The following is a 17,603-nucleotide window of genomic DNA, read 5'->3' as shown; positions in this document are numbered from 1 at the left end:
TATCGCGATATTTCGTTATCACCTAGAAGCAGGAGTACTGGGTGATTAAGAAGATTTACGACGCTATAATGAATATTTGTCGACATTGTGATTTTTTTCACTTTTCACTTGCAAATTGTATTCATCTGTCATATGATAGCAGCAACAGGATATTGTGATATTAATCACAAAGATGTTATAATTGAGTCATATTTCAAACATCAAATATTTTTTATTTACTTTTGTGAATTAATTCACAACGTCAACCTGTTTTCACAATTTAACTTCTAGTTTATTTCATAACATTTTAAGATCAACCATTTTAAGGAGGCTAACCACTATGAAAGTGATCGTAATTGGTTGTACACATGCCGGAACTGCTGCTGTTACACAGATGGCTACGCTGTATCCTCAAGCTGAAATCACCGTATATGAGAAAAATGATAATATTTCGTTTCTATCTTGCGGGATCGCGCTAAATGTTGGAGGTGTCGTGAAAGATCCGGAATCACTCTTCTACTCTTCACCAGAACAGTTGAAAAAACTAGGTGTTCAGACAAACATGCTTCATGAAGTACTTGCAGTAGACACGCAAGCAAAGACAGTTACAGTCCGCGATATTATAAAAGATGAGATTAAGATTGACAGCTATGACAAGTTGGTTGTTACAACTGGTTCATGGCCGATTATTCCTAAGCTGGGCGGCATGGATCTGGATAATATTATGCTTTGCAAAAACTATGCACATGCTAAGGCTATTATTGAGCGAGCACAGCAGGCACAGCGAATCGTCGTTGTAGGAGCAGGTTATATTGGGATTGAACTGGTTGAAGCATTCGAACAACTTGGCAAGCAGGTGACGGTTATCGACAATACGCCTCGTGTCTTATTCAAGTATCTGGACCGTGAGTATACAGATCTCGTTGAGGAAGCGATGAAGCAGCGCCATATTGAGCTTGCACTTAACCAGACGGTAACTGGTTTTCAAGGCTACAACGGCAAAGTGAATCGTGTAATCACGACAGGTGGCGAATATGAAGCTGATCTTGTCATTATGTGCATTGGCTTCCGTCCTAATACAGAGCTGCTCGCAGGTCAGGTTGACCAATTGAGCAATGGTGCAATCATCGTCGATGATTATATGCGCACAAGCTGTGCGGATGTGTTCGCTGCAGGAGATAGTTGTGCGGTCCGATATAACCCAACCAGTCAGCATGCTTATATTCCTTTGGCAACGAATGCGGTTCGGATGGGGACGCTTATCGCACGAAATCTAATGAAGCCAATGGTGAGATATATGGGGACCCAAGGGACTTCTGGTATTAAAATATTTGACTTGAATATCGCTTGTACCGGCATGACCGAACAGGCGGCAATTGATGCGGGTATGATTGTGAAATCTATCACAATCAATGATCATTACCGACCAGAGTTTATGCCTACCTATGAGAAGGCGCTACTGAAAGTCGTGTACCAAGAGGCAAACGGTCGTATCGTAGGAGCGCAAGTACTGTCTAAAGCAGACCTAACACAATCAATTAATACACTATCGGTCTGCATTCAAAATCATATGACGATGGATGAGCTGGCTTTTGTCGACTTTTTCTTCCAGCCGCACTACAACAAGCCCTGGAATCTGTTGAACCAAGCAGGATTGCAGGCATATAACCCGCAACATAGTGATTCAAAAGCAGCAATGGCTTGAGTTGCTCGTAGCAAAATTGACGCGAGAGCTCTCTTACAAAAGAGGGCTCTTTTCTTTTTACAAAAAGAATTCAATCGACGCATGTATTAAGTCGCCTACCTTCTCGATGATCAAATGAGACAGGTAAAAATTGATAAAGCTATATAGAATAACAAACGCTAATATGATTCATAACAACTTGCTGTAAATAGAAATCGGGTATCGGCAAAGCCCCGATTACAAAACAACAACGAAATTTAACATAGCTAACAAAGACGAGGTTATCCCATCACATTTATGATGAAATAACCTCGTTAACATTTAACTTTGTTATTAGCCAATAGGTTTAATAACAACTTCGCCAGTCTCTTCATTCAGTAATGACAGCTGCCAGCCATGAGATAATACTTGCTGTATTTGTTGCTGCTGTGCTTTATTCAGCGTTGCAAATACTGCCTCTTTACCAGCATCGAACACTAACACTGGATCTTGCTCAAATACAATAAGAATCCAACAACGAATACCACGAATTGTATTATACTTAATCTGGTATCCATCACGAAGTGCAGATTGAAGTGTACTCAATTCTTGCTCCACAAAATTACTTAACTCATTAAAGTCAAATTCAAACATACTATCATCAATTGGAAGATTTCGAGCTATTGCATCATTAACAATTTGCTCATCAGAAAAACCTTTTTGACGAAGTTGTTCTACCATTAAAGCATTATTCTGTGATAATTTCACTATAGTTTCACTCATATTAGTCCTCCATTCAATATATATTCTCCTCTGACTAAGCTAGCAAGTACGTCTCTAGTACACAAGCGATCATCTTGTAGTTACTTCAATCACAATCACCTCACCCGAGAGTTCGCTCGTCAGCACCAAGAAGATGCCATGAAGCCAGTGACGCGAAGCGCGGAGTGTACGTTATTGGTACACGAGCACTTGCGCAAGCGATGAATGGCAGTTTCGCCGTCGACTAAGCTACGTTAGTGTACTCATCGTGATCACGAGTGAACAGCGACGAAGTGGCCTGGAGTTACTTCTACAAGCTCATGGTCGCCATTACTCCACTCCTCCGGATCAGGACTCCAACGAATCCGCTCACGAGTAGCCGTTGGATCAGGAATTGGAATTGCAGATAGCAATGCTTGCGTATAGGGATGTAGCGGATTTTCATATAGCTCATCGCTACTAGCTATTTCAACGATTCTACCACCGTACATAACGCCAATCCGATCAGAAATATGACGAACCATCGATAAGTCATGGGCAATAAAAAGATATGTTAAGCCGAATTCTTCTTGCAAGTCTTCCAGCATATTAACGACCTGTGCTTGTACCGATACATCTAGTGCCGAAATTGGTTCATCGCATATAATGAATTCTGGTTTCGTCGCCAATGCTCTTGCTATTGAAATACGTTGTCGTTGACCACCGCTAAACTCATGAGGATAACGGTACAAGTGTTCCGCCTTTAAGCCTACTCGCTCAAGAAGTGCTATAATTTGTTCTTTTCTTTCATTACCTTTGACCATTCCATGAATGTCCATAGGCTCACTGATTAACTCATATACGTTCAGACCTGGATTCAAAGAAGAATAAGGGTCTTGAAAAATCGATTGAATGTTTTTACGAAACGGTTTCAGTTGCTGATCGTTCATACGCGAGATATCTTGTCCATCATACATAATGGAACCCTCTGTATAATCATATAAGCGCAACATGCAGCGCCCAACAGTAGATTTCCCACTACCAGACTCTCCAACTAAACCAAAGGTTTCACCCTTATATATTTGAAAGCTGACTCCGTTAACTGCCTTTAGCACTTCTTTGGGTTTACCCCAGAAATCTGTTGATTTCACAAAATGCTTCTGCAAATTTCTAACTTCAACTAATGGTTTCACCGTCGTTCCTCCTCTCGCATCTTTTACCTTTCGCTTGACGGATCAGATAACCAACAAGCCGAGCGATGTTGATCCCCTACTTCAAATAATGGTGGTCTTTCAACGCAACGATCGAAAGCATGTACACAACGGTCACGGAATGGACAGCCTGAAGGTGGATCAATTAAGGACGGTGGTGTTCCTTCAATTGGTACAAGACGCTCTCTGGAAGCGCCTGCTCTTGAAGGTACAGATTGCAGTAACCCTTGCGTATATGGATGGGCTGGATGGCGATATAAATCTTCTACCTTCGCTTCTTCCATCACCATCCCACCATACATAACTAGCACTCGTGTACATACTTGTGCTACTACGCCTAGATCATGCGTAATAAGAATAACAGAAGTATTTGTTTCTGATTTAATGTCATCAATGAGGTCAAGAATTTGCGCTTGAATCGTAACATCGAGCGCAGTTGTCGGTTCATCCGCGATTAACAATTCAGGTTGGCAAGATAATGCCATCGCGATCATAACGCGCTGTCTCATCCCACCACTAAATTCATGAGGATATTGATCAAGCCTTCGCTCAGGTTCAGATATACCTACTTTTTTAAGCATATTGGCACTTTCGTTTCTTGCTTCTCGCTTAGATAATTTACGATGTCTTTGAATGACTTCGGCCATTTGATACCCTATTGTTTTTACAGGATTTAATGAAGTCATCGGATCTTGAAATACCATCGCGATTTGATTACCACGAATTTGTTTCCATTCCTTCTCAGATAGTTGAAGTAACGATTGATCCTTGTAACGAATATCCCCTGATTTGATCTTGCCAGGAGGCTGTATTAAGGAGAGAATGGATTTGGCAGTTACACTTTTACCACTACCTGACTCACCGACAATACCCAACGTTTCGCCTTCATCAATATGAAAACTTACGTTACGTACAGCCTGATTCTCACCATGATTCGTGAAGAAGGATACTTCCAACCCTTCAACTGTTAGCAGTCTTTTGGAATCTGTCATATCATGTCTCTCCTTTTCTTATTTTTTAACGAGTTTGGGTTCAAAACCTACTCGTAATATATCGCCTAAAATGTTAAAGCTAAGTACAGTTAAAAAGATTAGTAAGCCTGGGAATATGGCTAAATAAGGAGCCCCCGCAATATAACCTTGAGCATTATTGAGCATACTTCCCCAAGTAGCAGAAGGAGCTTGTACACCGAATCCTAGAAAACTAAGTGATGATTCCATTAGGATAGCGGATGCTATCGTGTTCGTCGCACCAACAATGATCGTTGGTATAAGGTTAGGTAGTATATGCTTAACAATGATGCCGTAAGAGTTTTGTCCCGATGCTTTTGCATACAGTACATATTCACGCTCCTTTAACGTCATCGTCTCTGCTCGAATAATACGGGATACATTCATCCACATGAGGAACCCTATAATTATTATAAGATTTCCGATATTGGGTTTAAGATAAATACTTAATAATAATAAAATTAGAAATGATGGAATGGACATAATAACTTCAACTAGACGCATTAAAATATTATCGAGTTTACCGCCAAAATAACCTGCCATTACGCCAATTGTTACTCCAATAAAAGTAGCTACGATCATGGCGAAAAATCCAACTAATAATGATACTCTTCCACCATGTAATGCTCGCGCAAAGTAATCACGCCCGTAATCATCTGTTCCAAAAAAATGATCACCACTCGGTGCTTGTAAACGAATCAATGCATTCAATTTATTTGGGTCATGAGGTGCAAGAAACGCAAAGATTGCGCCCAACGTGAACATGAATAGAATGCCTACAGCTACAAGACCTATTTTATTATGATATAGCTCATGTAACACATTGCTCCATTTAGTTCGGTTCATCTATTCTCACCTCATCTTCTTAATTCTTGGATCAGCAAAACTATATAATATATCCGCGATTAAATTTCCTAGTATTAGCATGACAGAAGATAATAATGTTATTCCCATTATTAAAGGATAATCTAGCCCTTTAACAGCAGTCATTCCAAGTGATCCTAGTCCAGGCCATGAAAATACCGTCTCTGTCACAATAGCACCTGCTACGATATCCCCAACTGACATACCAAGTAACGTAATAATAGGTAGTAATACATGCTTTAGTACATGTCGTGATAAAACTTGTTTTTTGGAGGAACCAAATGCATATTGTATTTGCACGTAATCTTCCTTAAGTTGTCCAATAGTGCTCGAGCGAATATAGCGTACGTAGACAGATAGAAATCCAATAGCAAGTACACTACATGGTAATATTGCGTGTTTAATAACATCCCAAGTTGACGTTACCCCGATTGTCCTCATCCCCATACTTGGAAGCCATCCTAATTTCACTGCAAAGAAATAGATAAATAATATCCCTAACCAGAATCCGGGAATCGATATACCAATGTATGAAAACATATTAATGCATTTATCAACAAAACGATTACGATTTGAGCCTGCAATCAAACCTAATGGGATAGCTAATAAAACAGCAATAATAATTGCTCCACTCATAAGGCCTACAGTTGCTGGAATACGTTCAACAATTTGACCCAAGACAGGTTGGTGATTAATTAGTGAATAACCTAGATCACCTTGCAAAACACCCTTTAACCATATGAAGTATTGTACGTATGCAGGTTTGTCCAGTCCTAAGTTATGTCTAATTCTCTCAATATCTTCCGCATGCATATTAGGTGTGACGAAGTTAAGCACAGGATCACCAGGTGCAGCCTTGATCATCACAAAGCTAACAATTGAGACAAAAAAGAGCAATGGAATTGTCTGCAGTAATCGTTTCGCTATGAGTTGTTTCATAACATATTCTCCCTCTACTTAGTAGCAAAAAAATAAGCTGAGTAATCAGCTTATTTTTTTGCATACTTGTTCATTTGATCTTACGATTATTTCATATATATTTTTGATAGATCTTCAAAGATATATACTGGTTTCAACTTAGCTTCTTCAACGCCACCGAATTGATTACTTACTGCTACAATCGTTTTCGTGTATGCAATTGGATATTGAATTGCTTCAGATGCGATAAGCTCTTGAACTTGTTTGTAAATTTCTTCACGTTTCGCAACGTCACCTTCACCTGCACCTGCAAGGAATAATGCATCGATGTCGGCATTAGAAACATGGCTGTAATTAGATGATGAATCTGTTGTGAATAGAATACGGTAGGCATCTGGATCATAGCCCATAATATATCCACCTAGGAATACTTCATAATCTGTTGTAGTTGGAGTATTTAGCTTTTGACCATATGCTGATGAATCCATCGTTTGAAGCTCAACTTGTACACCAATCTCACCAAGTTTTTGTTGTACATATAACGCTACGGCTTCTTGTGCTTTATTACCACTTGATACAATAAATCTTAGTTTTAAGTTACTTACACCTTCATCTGACAATATTTGTTTCGCTTTCTCAGGATCATAATCATAAGATGTTACATCGTTGGTATGGAACAAACCATCTGGTGTTAAGAATGAATGTGCTGCATTCGCATAATCGCTAGATGTATAAGCTACTTGAATTAATTCATCACGATCAAGTGCGTATGATAATGCTTTACGAACCTCAATGTTATTCAGCACACCAGTGTCACTAATCTGGTTGAAGTTCAAATATGCAAGGCGACCTTCTTCATAAGGATAGATTGCAAAATTGTTTGTTGCTTCAATTGTTGAAACATCTTGAGGATCTACATATTTCACATGGATTTCACCATTTTGAAGTGCTAGATTAGCTGTATTTGTATCTTTAGCAATACGGTATGTTACTCCGTCTAGATAAGGTTTTCCGCCATAATAATCATCGAAACGTTCAAGTGATACATATTCACCTGTTTTGTACTCTTTGAATTTGAATGGACCAGATCCAATTGGAGCATTGTTTTTATCACTTTTTTCTAAGTTTGTTTCATTCTCATAGATATGTTTAGGAATAGGGAATACTTGTACTAAAGTTGCTTCAAATGCTGGATTAACTTGTGGTAAATTAAATTTCACTGTATAATCGTCAACTTTTTCAACTTCAATAAGTTTGCCACCAACGATGAAGTTTTCACGAAGTAGACTATTTTGAGTTTCATCAACAATCTTCTCGATTGTATATACTACATCATCTGCTGTAACAGCCTCACCATCATGCCATTTTGCATCATCACGCAATGTCATTGTATAAGTAAGACCATCTTCAGAAAGCTCAAGGCTTTTTGCAAGATAGAATGTTTTTTCTCCATCAGACACTTGGAATAAAGGAGAATATAGTGATTGATTAATCGTTAAGCTGACACGATCACCTGCATAGTTAGGATTAAGAATAACTGGGTCACTCGCTACAGCGATAATAAGATTACCACCTTGTTTCGGCTCACCGCTAACTTCATTACCAGTGTTAGTCGAGTTATTAGGTGTTGTATTTCCATTATTGCTTGAGCAAGCTGCTACAACCGCAATAATTAGTATTAGCGATATCATAGTAGAAAAAATCTTTTTCATAGTAGTTCCCCCATCTGTTTTTTAATATTTCCTTTATACTACATCGGATTAATCGGAATTACAATATTTTTATTATTTTAGTGATTATTTTTTTGATATTTTCAATAAAAATCAACTTGTAAACGTTTTATTATTATTGAAATATTCATTACAAACTTATGTATATCATTTATATATCCGATTATTTATTATTATAAATGAAACTTTTTCGTTTGTATAATCCCTTCTACCGTTTCGCCTAATTTTATTTGGAACAGCGATTAGTTCTCGCAGCGTGCTCCCTCAAGTGTTTGGTCCTCGAAGCACCCTAGGAGCGTCCCCGATAGTATGAGCAGTTCCTATATGTTGTATTCTAGATGATCTTCCAACAATTAAATTATTATGAAAACTGAGCTTTTATAATAATTTATAGTATAATAAAGAGGTAGTAATTCTAGATTTGGAGATGATTAATGTGGCTAAAAGTACAGCGCGTAAAATGCGTGAAAAACGAGCGAAGCAAAAAGGTTTCGATTTAATAAGTTTACAACGAGGTGGACAGCATATTGCCATTCAAACCGGAACGAAAATGACTAAAACGAAGCAAAGTAAACTTATACAAAACAAACACAAAAAGCGCAATGTCTCTGAGATGGAACAGAGTTATTGCGCTTTTTTAATACCATTAAGTTCTTAGTCACTTCTACCCGCTACGCATTCCCACTACTTGTTGCAAGTTCATATTGTGTAATCTGCTGCTGACACAACTGCAATAAATTTTCTCCCCTATTATAAGCTTGAAACCAATCTAATGTCGCATCTAATGCTTCCGTCAAATTCCAATGCGGTTGCCATCCGAGTTCCTTAATTGCTTTTGAACAGTCAAGCATTAATAACTTCGCTTCATGCTTCGCTTCTTGTCGCTGCACTTCATATCCTGGATGTTCACCTTGCCATTTCGCTAGTAATTGTTTCACGATATATTGAACAGTTTGAATATCTTCCGTTCTAGGACCAAAATTCCATCCTTGAGCAAATGCAGAACCATTTTCAAATAATCGCTCTGCTAACATTAAATAGCCTGAAATTGGTTCAAGAACATGTTGCCACGGTCTTACAGCTTCAGGATTCCGCAATATAATAGCTTTTTTTGTTATAAGTGAGCGCATCAAATCAGGAATGAGTCGATCTTCTGACCAATCTCCTCCTCCTATGACATTTCCTGCTCGGACGGTAGCTACATGAATATGTGCTTCACTTAAAAATGATTGTCGGTAAGCAGATGTAACAAGCTCTGCGCAAGCCTTACTATTCGAATAAGGATCATACCCACCTAATCTGTCATTCTCTCGATAACCCCAATACCATTCTTGATTCTCATAACATTTATCTGTCGTTACATTTACAACCGCCCTTACAGTCTCGCATGAACGTACTGCCTCTAATAAATGAACAGTACCCATTACATTAGTCTGATACGTAGCGATCGGATCATCATAAGATTTACGCACTAATGGCTGAGCTGCCATATGAAAAACAATTTCCGGCTTAGCTTGCTGTATAGCATTAACTAACTCATCATACTTCGTAATATCACCTATGATAGATTGATCTATTAATTCTCCGATCTTCCCAAGTTCATAAAGTGAAGGGTTCGTTGATGCAGGCAATGAAAAACCTGTTACTTTAGCACCTAGTCGATGTAGCCATATCGATAACCAACTTCCTTTAAAGCCAGTATGTCCAGTAACGAATACTCGTTTGCCAGACCAGAAAGATGCGTCAATGTTAGATCCATTTATCATTTTTGACACTCCTAACCGCCATCTCATAAATTCTATATCATCTCTTCTGTACGATAGCTCATCTGTAACAAGCTATAGTGTGAATTCATTTGTGATTCCAGATGTATAGCATAATTATAGTTAATCCCCGCAATAAATTGAGTTAGCGCTATAATTGCTTGCGATCGTTTCTCATCCGCTAATGGTACAAAATCTTTTTGAAAAGTTAGCTCTAATCGATGTTTATTCGCTATCCAGTTAATTTCGGGTATAGAAAATCGACAAAAATTACTTTGTCTTTGCGATTGAACGTACGTTTCTTTCATCATTTCTACACTTAAGCGATTATGACAGCAAAATATCACTTGACCATTTGGACGTAATAGCTCTGTTAATGATTGAAAAATTTCATCGATATTGCCTTCGTATTGATCTATCCCCTGTTCTATATAGATTAGATCAACCGAATGCTTAAGCTCATGAGGCAATTGCGTTAGCTGTTCAATATGAAACACTCGCTTAGAAATGGATTGCAGATCGGTTATATACTTCGTTTCACTTGTGCATGTTAAAACTTCCGTTTTAACACCATGATTCGCCCAAATCTTATTTTTCAAATCAATCAGCGACGATCCGCACCTCACATCAATACCTAGAATGGTTGTGACATTAGTAAAACCACTATAATCTATAAATTGACATGCTTGGTTTTTACGAGCATCTAACCAAGCATCAATATTGTAGCGATCATTAAATATTTTACGGCCTTCCTGTAGTGAATTCGTTGCATGATCAGACGCTGTTGTTAAGCTACCGTAATGATGGGTTACCGTATCACCACAATAAATTAGTTTGTATCCAGCTCGACGTATACGGAAGCTAATATCATCGTCTAGAAATTCACCACGATAGTACCGAGTATCATAATAACCAATAGCATCAAGTAATGCAGTAGGACAACATAATACATTAGGAAGCAACACAACACGCTCTTCCCATTTACTAGTATCACTTACGTTATATTCTCTGGCACGTTGTTGGAAATCTTCAATAGAATGGAATGGAATGTTGATGGATTGATAATTCGAAATGTATGTGGCACCTGGGGATACGAAACCGATACTTTCATCAGACTTTAGACAAATAAGTAGATTGCTTAGCCAATTCGGAGTAAATATAAAATCATTACATACGGCAGCGATATATTTCCCTTCAGCTGCCATCATGCCAATGTTGAAGCCTTTAACGAGATGAATATTACTGTTTAGATGAATAACTTTTGCATTTGATAGTGACTCGAAGTATGTCTTTGTCCCATCTGTCGATCCATTATCTACAACGATTAATTCATAATTAATACCATCCATATTTTGTATAATACTTTCAATGCATTGACTAGTAAATTGCAAATTATTATATGCAAGTAGTACTACGCTTACTTCATATTTCGCTTGTTTTCCTTGTTCAATAATGTATTGATGATTAATAGCTGTTAGATCAGGATACAACTTAGGATAATGTTTAATATCTACGTCCTGCTCTACAATATAAGCAATTTCATAGCATAACAGACGTATGAGATTACAATAATGATACCTTAAATGATAGTATATACTTTGTTTGTCCTCTTGCTGGATATAAAGTTGTAACTGCTCCTCATAATAGTAGATATTCGCAGTAAGTTGTGGTACACGATGTGGTCTAGTATAATTACTCGCTTCAGTCTCAATTGTTTGAAGCACTTGATGATTATTGTATAATGCTGTTACAAGTCCACTATACACTTCACTTCGTTCTATACTCTCTAATAATTGAAGCATATCTTCATATATATTCTCACAAGATTTAAGTAATTGATCTGAAGTCAAATTAGCCACTGTGCCCCTCCTTCATCAGAATGCCTCCTTGCTCCATATCAAACCATTCCCATTGTTGATCCTTACTTGATATCGATAAGTTTTGTCGTTGTGGCCATTCAATATTGATGGCAGGATCATTCCAACGAATTCCTGATTCATGTGAAGGAGTATAAAATTCACTAACCATGTAGTGAATAGCCGTACTGGCTTGCAGAGTAACATAACCGTGTGCAAATCCCTTTGGAACATAAAGTGATAACTGGTTGTCTGCTGATAATGTTACCCCATACCATTGTCCGAATGTGGAGCTATTTCTATTAAGATCTATAATAACGTCGTATAATGCTCCCTGATAGCAGGTGACTATTTTTTCTTCACAATATGGTGGACGTTGAAAATGCATCCCTCTTAACGTTAACGTATGTTCATTAAATGCGATATTCGCTTGCTTCAGTTCAAAATCAATGCCATGTTGGGCTAATATGTTTTTACAATAGGTTCTCGCAAAATATCCTCTTTGATCTTTAATTGGTTCTATTTCTAGCAGTTTCGCTCCAAGAAGTGGCGTGGAATGTACAATCATAACGATCCTCCTCAACCTTTCACTAACTACTGAGCCTCTCGCTCTTTGTGAAATCTAACTAAGTGAAGCATTCACCTTATCACCTTAACGCGTCTTACCTTGAGAAATAGCATTATGTGAGCTGAAAGGTTAATAGCTGTCCACTGTAGCCTAATTCAGATAATTGTGTAGCTATCTGCTTATAATGAGCATTTGCAAACAATACAATATAGTCGAAATCATTAACTCGCTCTTTCGTTGCTTGGACAATAGGTATATTCGCTAGTGTATGCCCATGCTTTGCTAGATCACTATCAAAGATACAGTTGAGTGGAATTCGATCGCTCAACATCGCAATAAAACAGATAGATTCTGCTCCCGCTCCCCAAGCTGCGATCTTCTCATTAGAACTTATCTGATCTAATAGCCCCGTTAGTGCCTGCTCTCTTTTTGCAGTAAAATCAGGTAGTGGTTTCTTTGATTGCCTAACATATAACTCCAATAAATTAGGATCTGCCGACTCTTGTACTGCGATTATCGTCAACCCAGCTTGTCGTGCCAACTCCGCTAAACTAGTTACCGAGTAATATTGGATATGATCAGTACACAGATTATAGAATAATCGTTGCTCCATTATACGTTGTCCGTTAGGAACCTCTATAAGCAATATTCCATCGTCATGTAGTAACTTAGCTACTTGCTGCAGAAAATCAGTAGGTTGTTCTAAATGCTCAAGCACTTCAATAATAGTAATGACGTCAAAACCTTCATCAAAACTTATTCCTTCATGAAAGTAATCGTGAATGACCTCAAAGCCCTTTTCTCTTGATGCCTGCACCCCAGTTAAAGAAGGTTCTACCCCATACAATTGGCTGAAATGTGATTGAGCTAACGTTAAATAATGACCTACGCCACAGCCAATATCAAGAAATCGCTCTTGCTTAGATGCAAGCTGGACTAACCTTTCGATTTGCTTCGATCTTAACGCACGAAAGCTAGCTCCCCAGTAAGACCCCATTGAATATTCTTCATAATAATCTTCATTCACATGTGCTGGAATTTGTGAATGACCGCAATGCTCGCAATGATATATTTCCAAGTCTCGCAACTGAAGTTGCGGGGCATCATACTGTCCCATAATGCAGTGTGGCGCATCATCGTAACGCTCAACTAATACACTTGAATTACCGCAAATACTACATTTCATTACTTTACTCAACTCCCTTCATTGCTGGGCTAATAACTTGCTTAACATTTCTTCTACAAAAACTGCGATCGTATGTTTAGGCTCATATGGATGTTCACTACCGAAATCGAATGTTACGACTTGCTCATTCCCTTCAGCAAATTTCACATCAATCTCAAGTTTGAATTTCTCCCAAGCTATCTGCTGTACAAGCTGGGCATATTGCAGCACACTTAATGTCTCTTTGCCATAAACATGATGAATTCTCTCTACAGGTCGTTGCTCTATAATCCGCTCTACAGCACAGCATACATCTTGTATTGCTACAAAATTACGTAGCTGTTGTCCCGTCGATTGTAACGTTATACTACGATGCTGCACCGCTTGCGTACAAAAATTAAAAGGGATCAAATACCACCTAGTGAACGCATCGCAATTTATAGGAACACCATATAAATTAGATGGTCTAATGATCCAAGTGTTAACTTTCTGTTGACGGTCATACATCGCTACCGTTTGTTCGGCAACGGAATGCGCAAGCCCATAATCATTGATCGGAGCTAGAGATGTTTGCTCGCGTAATGCACCTACACTTTTACCAAATACATGAAAGCTTGAGAAATAGATAAATCGAGGAATATGATTACGAACACAAAAGTCTAATGCAGCATGAATGCCTGTTGCATTCTCGGAAAGTCCTCGATAAGGATCAGTGCGATACAGTTCTTCATTCGGAGATACAGTATGAATCATTACATCAATATTTGTAATATCTTGCAGAGAGATTTGATAAGGTTGAGAAAAGTCCATATAGAAGTCACTATTACCACCTCTTGAAGCAGTAGTAACCTGATATTGCTTGGTTCTTAACCTCTCAATGAGATGCTGCGCAATGTACCCATTTGCACCACTTATTAATACGGTAGGTTGTTTCATATTTTCTTAAGGTCACTCCTTATCGGCACATTAAAAAATTGTTGTGCCCAAGGCGATTTAGATGATTGCTGTCGGTGAGCACCTGTCGTAATATCGGATAAATATAAGCTATCAGAAGGTACATTAGTATTGCGAAGTAAAGCTTGATTCCCGATCGTTACTCGATGACCAACATGACATTGTCCAATGATGCTCGAATGTGGGGCCATCGCTACACCTTTTCCAAGTACAGGATAGACCCCTTCGATTGCTCCTACCGTACAACCTTGGTAACACACAAAAAAATCATCGTATTGCGCCTTGCCTAGAACTACCCCACCTCCATGAACAATGAGAAATATATTAGGCATTCCGGCATCGTACATACAGAGCACACCGTTTAATATTTTGTTCAAATAAAACAACTTAGAAGCAAGTTCTGTATCCTCATAACCTTTCCACACTTCATTAGACAAAAACCATAAAAACAGCGTATATTGGTCACTATGTAAGTGAGAAAATTTAGTGATTCCGTCTTGATGAAATGCTGGCAAAGCAACATGTTGAAAGCAATATTCCGTTCGCTCAAGTGCTCTTTGCAAGGCAAGTTCGAACAATTGATCTCCTGAGTATGATTTATCATCCGGGAAAAAATGAATAATTTGATGCAATATATACTGTTTAAGTTGTGCATTCGTAAGAGACATCTTCATGTTACTTCACTCCCACTCCAACCTCATTCATCAGCACCATTATTACAATTCACAGTTTACTTTATTTGACCTTATTTGTTTAGTCATCACGCCATACTTTCCACGGTGCTTTGTTATTTTTCCAAAGTTCATCAAGTACAATTTTTTCACGGAGCGTATCCATCGGTTGCCAAAACTTATCGTGCTTATATACTTGGAGCTGTCCATCTGCAGCTAATTGTTGTAATGGACCTTGCTCCAATATCGAATCATCTAGACTGTGAATGTAAGAAAATACTTTTGGTTCGCATACCATGTAACCACCATTAATCCAAGCGCCATCTCCTTTTACCTTTTCATTAAAGCCAATAACTTGATCTCCATCGAGTTCTAGTCTGCCAAATCTACCATCCGGTTGAACGGCTGTCATCGTTGCCAAACATTTGCCTTGTTGATGATGCTTAACGAGGTTATTAATATTGATATCAGCTAGACCATCCCCATATGTCAGCATAAAGGTTTCATTGCCAATATAGGATTCCACCCGTTTCACACGACTTCCCGTTAAGGTATCTATTCCTGTATCCACTAGAGTAACTTTCCACGGCTCTACTGTATTATGATGAACTTCAACGGTATCCCCAGACGAGAAATCATAAGTAACAGCCTTAGACATATGCCTGTAGTAGTTGGCAAAATATTCTTTAATCACATAACCTTTATAACCAAGACAAATAATAAACTCATTGTATCCGTAGAAAGAGTAAGTCTTCATAATGTGAAGTAGTATCGGTATATCTCCAATTTCAATCATTGGTTTAGGCTTAAGATGAGATTCCTCGCTAATACGGGTCCCTCTTCCTCCTGCAAGGATAACTACCTTCATCATTCTCCTCCTTAAATAAAGCATTATTACTATCTATCTTATGGAAGAAAGATGTACCAATATGACTGTCAATATGAGATAAGTTTATAAATCGGAGTCACCGTGCACTCGCTTCGAGAACAAATCACCGTTCCAATCGGAGTCACCGTGCACTCGCTTCGAGAAAAAATCACTGTTCCAATCGCCGTTGTCCTCGGATTTATTGAAAAATTAATAGCGGTATAAATCCCAGGACAAAAACGAACGCTTCGCTTTTCCACTAGTGATTAATTCTCTTCGCTGTAGCGACTATGGAGGTATAAATGAAGGCAAAGCTACTTTGCGAGCTTTTGACACTTACTACTATAAATTGCAGGTTAACAACATGCGATGGTGGAACAATCCAGACCATCTCAACCTTTTCCCTAATTGAAAAATAGCTCTGTCACAAATAATGTGACAGAGCTATTTTTCAATTTCCACAGGAGGAAAGATACACCTGTAACTTATTCTCGTTTTATTTGTTTTCATACTCTTCGAATTCATACTGACTCATTGTGAATTCGCCGTCTTTATAACTAATGACTGTATTCAGTTTCCCAATGTAAATAGGAGAAACAATCTTTTCTGCACCAACTGCTACACCAAACGTTCCAATTAATTGTTGATCTTCTACAGAAAATTCTGTAATGTTCCCCCATATTAATGTGTCATTAATCGTTCCATAATCGGGAGCTTGAAGATCTTGAAGATCAACCTCAAAACTATTTTCACCAAACGCTAGTTCACCCTTCAATAGAGAAGCCTGTTCGAATAATCGAATACTAGCTTTTTCTTGAAGCTCACTAATATATTGATCAGGTTGATACAAATATTCATAAACTTGTTGCACATCTCCAACCTGATTAATTTCTAACATATGTAACTCAGATATTGATATCCCCGTTCCAGAACCTACGTATAGTATGACAGCTAGTTCATCTTGTCCGTCTCTATCAAAATCTTCTAGTGCCATGCTCGGTAGAATACCTCTTGGCGTCATTCCTGTCCAATTGTATGTATAGCTCTGATCATTGATTTGAAGCATGTACTCTCCAGTTTCAGTAATATCCATATATATATTTCCCCCTGAAATTTCAGCTACAGGGTTAGTAAATAACGATTCTAGATCTTCGGTTGTCTCATCTATTTCTAGAACACTTTCATCCTTACCTAACTGTACTCCATCTTCATCATTGCTCGACACAGCAGATTGTCCTTTACTCTGGTCTACAGTTTGTTCCTTATCTAGTTCTTTACTTTGCACACCACATGCTACGAATAGTAATGCACTTAATATCATTATTAATACGACCAACACCATTTTCCACTTATAAGATAATAATTTCATTTTGTTCCTCCTACAACTTTTCATTACTTCTCGATAATCATCTTAGTAGATGAAAAGTAACATCAGAAGCATACACTTAACTTTTCATTACTTCTCGACAATCATCTTAATAGATGAAAAGTAACATCGGAAGCATACACTTAACTTTTCATTACCTGGCGCTGCGATGACCAATCGTTGTTCCCCCTGCAATATCGCAGTTCATGCATCATTCTCTTCCGAACAAATTAAGGTTACTTATATTATTATAACTTATATTTACCTTTAATTGGT

The 17,603-nt window shown here is 38.2% G+C and carries 16 protein-coding genes; 2 read left to right on the top strand and 14 right to left on the bottom strand.

Translation table 11 applies throughout. From position 1 onward, the window contains the following. The first annotated feature begins 319 nt into the window (after positions 1 to 319). Positions 320 to 1,684 (top strand): FAD-dependent oxidoreductase, encoded by a 1,365-nt coding sequence (locus NV377_RS21405; RefSeq protein ID WP_258202837.1) that lies wholly within the window; start codon positions 320 to 322, stop codon positions 1,682 to 1,684. A 312-nt stretch (positions 1,685 to 1,996) separates the two neighbouring features. Here NV377_RS21405 and NV377_RS21400 read toward each other — a convergent pair whose 3' ends face one another. The 6 genes from NV377_RS21400 to NV377_RS21375 all read right to left on the bottom strand — a co-directional run bounded on the left by NV377_RS21400 (position 1,997) and on the right by NV377_RS21375 (position 8,098). Continuing rightward, on the bottom strand, positions 1,997 to 2,425 hold the full coding sequence (locus NV377_RS21400) for a hypothetical protein (RefSeq protein ID WP_258202836.1): 429 nt from the start codon (positions 2,423 to 2,425) through the stop codon (positions 1,997 to 1,999). Positions 2,426 to 2,676: 251 nt separating this feature from the next. Beyond that, the gene (locus NV377_RS21395) at positions 2,677 to 3,576 is read right to left on the bottom strand and encodes an ABC transporter ATP-binding protein (protein WP_308860198.1); all 900 of its coding nucleotides are present in this window, start codon (positions 3,574 to 3,576) and stop codon (positions 2,677 to 2,679) included. A gap of 23 nt (positions 3,577 to 3,599) precedes the next feature. Beyond that, the gene (locus tag NV377_RS21390) at positions 3,600 to 4,586 is read right to left on the bottom strand and encodes an ABC transporter ATP-binding protein (RefSeq protein ID WP_258202835.1); all 987 of its coding nucleotides are present in this window, start codon (positions 4,584 to 4,586) and stop codon (positions 3,600 to 3,602) included. An 18-nt stretch (positions 4,587 to 4,604) separates the two neighbouring features. Then, positions 4,605 to 5,450 carry an ABC transporter permease gene (locus NV377_RS21385; RefSeq protein ID WP_258202834.1) on the bottom strand — a complete coding sequence of 282 codons (846 nt, stop codon included), beginning with the start codon at positions 5,448 to 5,450 and terminating at the stop codon, positions 4,605 to 4,607. A 6-nt stretch (positions 5,451 to 5,456) separates the two neighbouring features. Continuing rightward, complete coding sequence (locus NV377_RS21380) at positions 5,457 to 6,407, bottom strand: ABC transporter permease (protein ID WP_258202833.1); 951 nt, start codon at positions 6,405 to 6,407, stop codon at positions 5,457 to 5,459. Between the two features lie 86 nt (positions 6,408 to 6,493). Continuing rightward, positions 6,494 to 8,098 (bottom strand): ABC transporter substrate-binding protein, encoded by a 1,605-nt coding sequence (locus NV377_RS21375; protein WP_258202832.1) that lies wholly within the window; start codon positions 8,096 to 8,098, stop codon positions 6,494 to 6,496. A 454-nt stretch (positions 8,099 to 8,552) separates the two neighbouring features. On the opposite strand from NV377_RS21375, the gene brfA reads away from it, so the two are divergent. Then, complete coding sequence (gene brfA / locus NV377_RS21370; protein WP_258202831.1) at positions 8,553 to 8,774, top strand: ribosome rescue factor BrfA; 222 nt, start codon at positions 8,553 to 8,555, stop codon at positions 8,772 to 8,774. A 13-nt stretch (positions 8,775 to 8,787) separates the two neighbouring features. Here the strand turns inward: brfA and rfbG are convergent, their stop codons facing one another. From rfbG to NV377_RS21330, 8 genes are all read right to left on the bottom strand, one after another. Further along, a complete protein-coding gene (rfbG, locus tag NV377_RS21365; RefSeq protein WP_258202830.1) occupies positions 8,788 to 9,882 on the bottom strand; it encodes a CDP-glucose 4,6-dehydratase in 1,095 nt (364 codons plus the stop codon). 32 nt (positions 9,883 to 9,914) lie between these two features. After that, positions 9,915 to 11,738 (bottom strand): glycosyltransferase family 2 protein, encoded by a 1,824-nt coding sequence (locus tag NV377_RS21360; protein WP_258202829.1) that lies wholly within the window; start codon positions 11,736 to 11,738, stop codon positions 9,915 to 9,917. Then, the gene (rfbC, locus tag NV377_RS21355) at positions 11,731 to 12,303 is read right to left on the bottom strand and encodes a dTDP-4-dehydrorhamnose 3,5-epimerase (protein ID WP_258202828.1); all 573 of its coding nucleotides are present in this window, start codon (positions 12,301 to 12,303) and stop codon (positions 11,731 to 11,733) included. Before rfbC ends, NV377_RS21360 begins: the two co-directional genes overlap by 8 nt. A gap of 112 nt (positions 12,304 to 12,415) precedes the next feature. Beyond that, positions 12,416 to 13,489 carry a class I SAM-dependent methyltransferase gene (locus NV377_RS21350; RefSeq protein ID WP_258202827.1) on the bottom strand — a complete coding sequence of 358 codons (1,074 nt, stop codon included), beginning with the start codon at positions 13,487 to 13,489 and terminating at the stop codon, positions 12,416 to 12,418. A gap of 18 nt (positions 13,490 to 13,507) precedes the next feature. Then, positions 13,508 to 14,404 carry an NAD-dependent epimerase/dehydratase family protein gene (locus tag NV377_RS21345; RefSeq protein ID WP_258202826.1) on the bottom strand — a complete coding sequence of 299 codons (897 nt, stop codon included), beginning with the start codon at positions 14,402 to 14,404 and terminating at the stop codon, positions 13,508 to 13,510. Beyond that, a complete protein-coding gene (locus NV377_RS21340; RefSeq protein WP_258202825.1) occupies positions 14,401 to 15,096 on the bottom strand; it encodes an LbetaH domain-containing protein in 696 nt (231 codons plus the stop codon). The genes NV377_RS21345 and NV377_RS21340 overlap by 4 nt, the downstream gene beginning before the upstream one ends. Positions 15,097 to 15,175: 79 nt before the next feature. Continuing rightward, on the bottom strand, positions 15,176 to 15,961 hold the full coding sequence (gene rfbF, locus NV377_RS21335) for a glucose-1-phosphate cytidylyltransferase (RefSeq protein ID WP_258202962.1): 786 nt from the start codon (positions 15,959 to 15,961) through the stop codon (positions 15,176 to 15,178). A 496-nt stretch (positions 15,962 to 16,457) separates the two neighbouring features. Beyond that, on the bottom strand, positions 16,458 to 17,330 hold the full coding sequence (locus tag NV377_RS21330) for a hypothetical protein (RefSeq protein ID WP_258202824.1): 873 nt from the start codon (positions 17,328 to 17,330) through the stop codon (positions 16,458 to 16,460). Positions 17,331 to 17,603: the final 273 nt, after the last annotated feature.

This window comes from Paenibacillus endoradicis (genome assembly GCF_024721975.1).
Note: the sequence above shows the minus strand (reverse complement) of the source record. Positions and strands in the feature narration are given on the sequence as shown.

Excerpts from the sequence above, each read along its gene's own strand:
- NV377_RS21405 (WP_258202837.1), top strand. The coding sequence starts at position 320 with ATGAAAGTGATCGTAATTGGTTGTACACATGCCGGAACTGCTGCTGTT.
- NV377_RS21400 (WP_258202836.1), bottom strand. The coding sequence starts at position 2,425 with ATGAGTGAAACTATAGTGAAATTATCACAGAATAATGCTTTAATGGTA.
- NV377_RS21390 (WP_258202835.1), bottom strand. The coding sequence starts at position 4,586 with ATGACAGATTCCAAAAGACTGCTAACAGTTGAAGGGTTGGAAGTATCC.
- NV377_RS21385 (WP_258202834.1), bottom strand. The coding sequence starts at position 5,450 with ATGAACCGAACTAAATGGAGCAATGTGTTACATGAGCTATATCATAAT.
- NV377_RS21380 (WP_258202833.1), bottom strand. The coding sequence starts at position 6,407 with ATGAAACAACTCATAGCGAAACGATTACTGCAGACAATTCCATTGCTC.
- NV377_RS21375 (WP_258202832.1), bottom strand. The coding sequence starts at position 8,098 with ATGAAAAAGATTTTTTCTACTATGATATCGCTAATACTAATTATTGCG.
- rfbG (WP_258202830.1), bottom strand. The coding sequence starts at position 9,882 with ATGATAAATGGATCTAACATTGACGCATCTTTCTGGTCTGGCAAACGA.
- rfbC (WP_258202828.1), bottom strand. The coding sequence starts at position 12,303 with ATGATTGTACATTCCACGCCACTTCTTGGAGCGAAACTGCTAGAAATA.
- NV377_RS21350 (WP_258202827.1), bottom strand. The coding sequence starts at position 13,489 with ATGAAATGTAGTATTTGCGGTAATTCAAGTGTATTAGTTGAGCGTTAC.
- NV377_RS21345 (WP_258202826.1), bottom strand. The coding sequence starts at position 14,404 with ATGAAACAACCTACCGTATTAATAAGTGGTGCAAATGGGTACATTGCG.
- NV377_RS21340 (WP_258202825.1), bottom strand. The coding sequence starts at position 15,096 with ATGAAGATGTCTCTTACGAATGCACAACTTAAACAGTATATATTGCAT.
- rfbF (WP_258202962.1), bottom strand. The coding sequence starts at position 15,961 with ATGAAGGTAGTTATCCTTGCAGGAGGAAGAGGGACCCGTATTAGCGAG.
- NV377_RS21330 (WP_258202824.1), bottom strand. The coding sequence starts at position 17,330 with ATGAAATTATTATCTTATAAGTGGAAAATGGTGTTGGTCGTATTAATA.